This is a genomic window from Embleya sp. NPDC005575, from assembly GCF_040605455.1.
GTDB lineage: Bacteria > Actinomycetota > Actinomycetes > Streptomycetales > Streptomycetaceae > Embleya.
The window spans coordinates 1-2,644 of sequence record NZ_JBEXCV010000325.1; the positions used below are offsets into that span (position 1 = coordinate 1).

The 2,644-nt window shown below is 74.7% G+C and carries 4 protein-coding genes; all 4 read right to left on the bottom strand.

What is annotated here, in order from left to right:
* On the bottom strand, positions 1 to 230 hold a 230-nt coding region (locus ABZS54_RS42715; RefSeq protein ID WP_355548798.1), incomplete at its 3' end, for a zf-HC2 domain-containing protein.
* Positions 217 to 795, bottom strand: coding sequence for a sigma-70 family RNA polymerase sigma factor (locus tag ABZS54_RS42720; RefSeq protein ID WP_355548801.1), 579 nt, complete (start codon positions 793 to 795; stop codon positions 217 to 219). The genes ABZS54_RS42720 and ABZS54_RS42715, both read right to left, overlap by 14 nt.
* 154 nt (positions 796 to 949) lie before the next feature.
* Positions 950 to 2,305 carry a vanadium-dependent haloperoxidase gene (locus tag ABZS54_RS42725; RefSeq protein WP_355548804.1) on the bottom strand — a complete coding sequence of 452 codons (1,356 nt, stop codon included), beginning with the start codon at positions 2,303 to 2,305 and terminating at the stop codon, positions 950 to 952.
* Positions 2,306 to 2,399: 94 nt separating this feature from the next.
* Positions 2,400 to 2,570, bottom strand: a complete 171-nt coding sequence (locus tag ABZS54_RS42730) for a hypothetical protein (protein ID WP_355548807.1) — start codon at positions 2,568 to 2,570, stop codon at positions 2,400 to 2,402.
* Between the last annotated feature and the right edge of the window lie 74 nt (positions 2,571 to 2,644).

A 2,644-nucleotide genomic window follows, 5' to 3' on the forward strand; every position in this document is an offset into this window, starting at 1 on the left:
GCCGGCCGCGCGGGCGGCACCGGCGGATCCTGGGCCACCCGGTCGGGATCGGCGCGGCCGAGGCGTTCCGCGGTGGCGCGCAGCATGCGCAGTTCGGCCGTGCAGGACGGGCAGCCGTCCAGGTGCGCCCGGGCGGCCACGGCCTCGGCGTCCGACGCACGTCCGAGTGCCGCCATGCCGAGCAGCGGCCGGAAATGCGCGCACTGCCGTGACTGCTCACCCGAGGTCATCGTCCCACCCCATTTCCTCCAGGATCAGGCGCAGGGCCTTGAGTGCGTAGAAGACCCTGCTGCGCACCGTCCCGACCGGAATGCCCAGGTCGGCGGCCACTTCCGCGGCCGCGCGGTCCCGCAGATGCACTTCCACGAGCACCGCGCGGTGCTCGGGGCTGAGGCGGCGCAGCGCCTCCTCGACCTGCATGGCGTCCAGCAGCCGGTCCCACGGCTCCTCACCCGGTTCCGGCGCGGCGCCCGGGTCGGCGTGGCCCGCGTCGACCGCGACCAGTTTGGGTCGGACGCTGCGGGCCCGGGCCAGGTCGATCACCACGTTCCGGCAGATCGCGAACAGCCAGGTCCGGGCGGATGCCAGGCCGGAATCGTAGCGATCGGCGGCGCGCCACGCGCGGACGAACGTCTCCTGGACGGCTTCCTCCGCCAATCCGGGATCGCCCAGCGAGCGGCACGAGAACGCGAAGAGTTCGCCGCCATGCCGCTCGTACAGCGCGCGTACCTCCGCATCGGTGTCCGGCCGTGCCCGCTCCGCGCGCGCCCCGGCGCTCCGGAGCCTCCACCGCATACCGCCTCCATCCGGGTGGGCCGTGACGAGCCCGAGTACTCGCCGCCCGGGGTTACGGACGGCACGGCGCTCGCGTTCACCGCCCGGCGGACCCAGCGCCGGGCAGTGCCGCGCGCCGGGTCCGTCCGCAGAGCGCTACCGGCCGAACGTGGTGCTAGCCGAACAGCGTGGGCAAGCCCGCCAGCCCCCACCCGGCCACCTGGCGGCCCAGCGTGGCACCGGCAAGGTCCGAGTAGCGGAAGTGGACGCCTTCCCAGACGCGCGCATTGATGTTGTCACGCGTCATTTCGTGCCAGTGCGCGTAGGTCCGGGTCACGCCGTCGGGGCTGCCCAGAGTGACGGGGGTTGCCGGACCGGGTCCGGCCAACGCGGTCAGCACGGCCTCGGCGGCGCCCGCGAACGTGCAGTGGCCGCCAGGGTAGTCGGGGTGCCGCGGGGTTGCCACCAGCGGTTCCCACGTCGGGTCCGGGTCCACGGAGCCCTCGCGGATCGCGGTGACCGGGCGCCAGCGGGTGTAGACGTACTTGGCTTCGAAGACGGCGATCTGCGCGTCGACGCTGATCGTGTGGAAGGCGGCGACGAGCCGGGCACGGTCGCGTACCGAACGCGGGCGGGGGTGGGCGACCGCGGCGCGCAGGGCGCCGGTGAAGCCGGCCAGCGAGGACTGCTGCCAGAACAGTGCCGTGTCGGTCTGCTCCGGCGTGCGGAGGCTGCCGGTCTTGCGGCCGTAGGCGCGGATCTCCGCGAGGTGGGTCAGGTAGGTGTCCGAGCCGAGGTCGGGCGCCGGACCCGGCCGGAAGCGGTCGGCGCGGCCGAGGAGGAAGGTCCGGCCGAGACGCTGCCCGAATTGAACGGCGGGCTTGGTCGGATCGGGCGGCGTCGGGCGCCAGATGCCCGGGGCCACCGGCGGCGGCGTGTAAGGGGCGTTGACCTGCTCCGGCCGCAGACCGTCGCCCTCGCGTTCGGCCACCGCACGCGCCGCCTGCCGCTCGCCTGCCGCGATCCCGGCGGACGTCCGGCGCCCCGCGGGCAGCCGCGCGAGCGTGCGGGCGAACGCACCGTCCAGGAACGCGGCCTGATCGGTGCCGGGGAACAGCGTGCGCAACGCGGCGTGCACCGCGGAGGCCACGGCGGCGTCTTCGAAGTCCCGGTCCCGGCCGTACTCCAGCGCACGCGCCGCGGCAAGCCAACCGATGCCCCACGCGCGGCTGTTGGTGATCTGCGTTGGGGCACCCCAGGAGGCGATGACGGCGGCGGTGGTGTCGTACCACTCGATGACCACGTCGGGGCGGGACGTGCCGTCGAGCGTCTCGGTGCCGGCCCGCGTGCCGGCCCGATCGGCCCGGCCCTCCGCCCGCGCCGGCCCGGCGGCACCGAACGCGACGGCGACGGCGGCACCGGCGCCGAGACCGATCAGCCGGCGCCGCCCCACCATGCCGGATTTCGGCGCTTGCGCCCCGGCGTCGCCGGGGCGCACCCCTGCGGTCTCGTCGTCCCTGAACGCGTTCATGGTCTGCCCTCCACATGTCACCGACGTTGTCGGACAGGGGATACGGAGGGCGCACCCGAAACGTTCAGCACACCGCGCCGGACCGGCGGTGCCGTCACGCGACAGGGTGGTCCCCGTACAGCGCCGCCCGGCGGGTCGCCTCCGCGACGCGTTCGCGCGGGTGCGGCGGTTCCAGCACCTCGGCTTCCGGGCCGAAGCGGGATCTGCTGGTGGGTGTGTTCCCGTCGGGCAACAGCGGGCCCACGCGGGTCTGTTGCGGTGCCACGGCCGTTTGAGGAGCTGCTCGTCCCGTGGGGCCGCGTTGTGGTGGCGGGCTCACGGGACGAGCCGGTGTGGGTT

Bases quoted from the DNA above. Each gene is read 5' to 3' on its own strand.
- ABZS54_RS42720 (WP_355548801.1), bottom strand. From the start codon at position 795: ATGCGGTGGAGGCTCCGGAGCGCCGGGGCGCGCGCGGAGCGGGCACGG.
- ABZS54_RS42725 (WP_355548804.1), bottom strand. From the start codon at position 2,305: ATGAACGCGTTCAGGGACGACGAGACCGCAGGGGTGCGCCCCGGCGAC.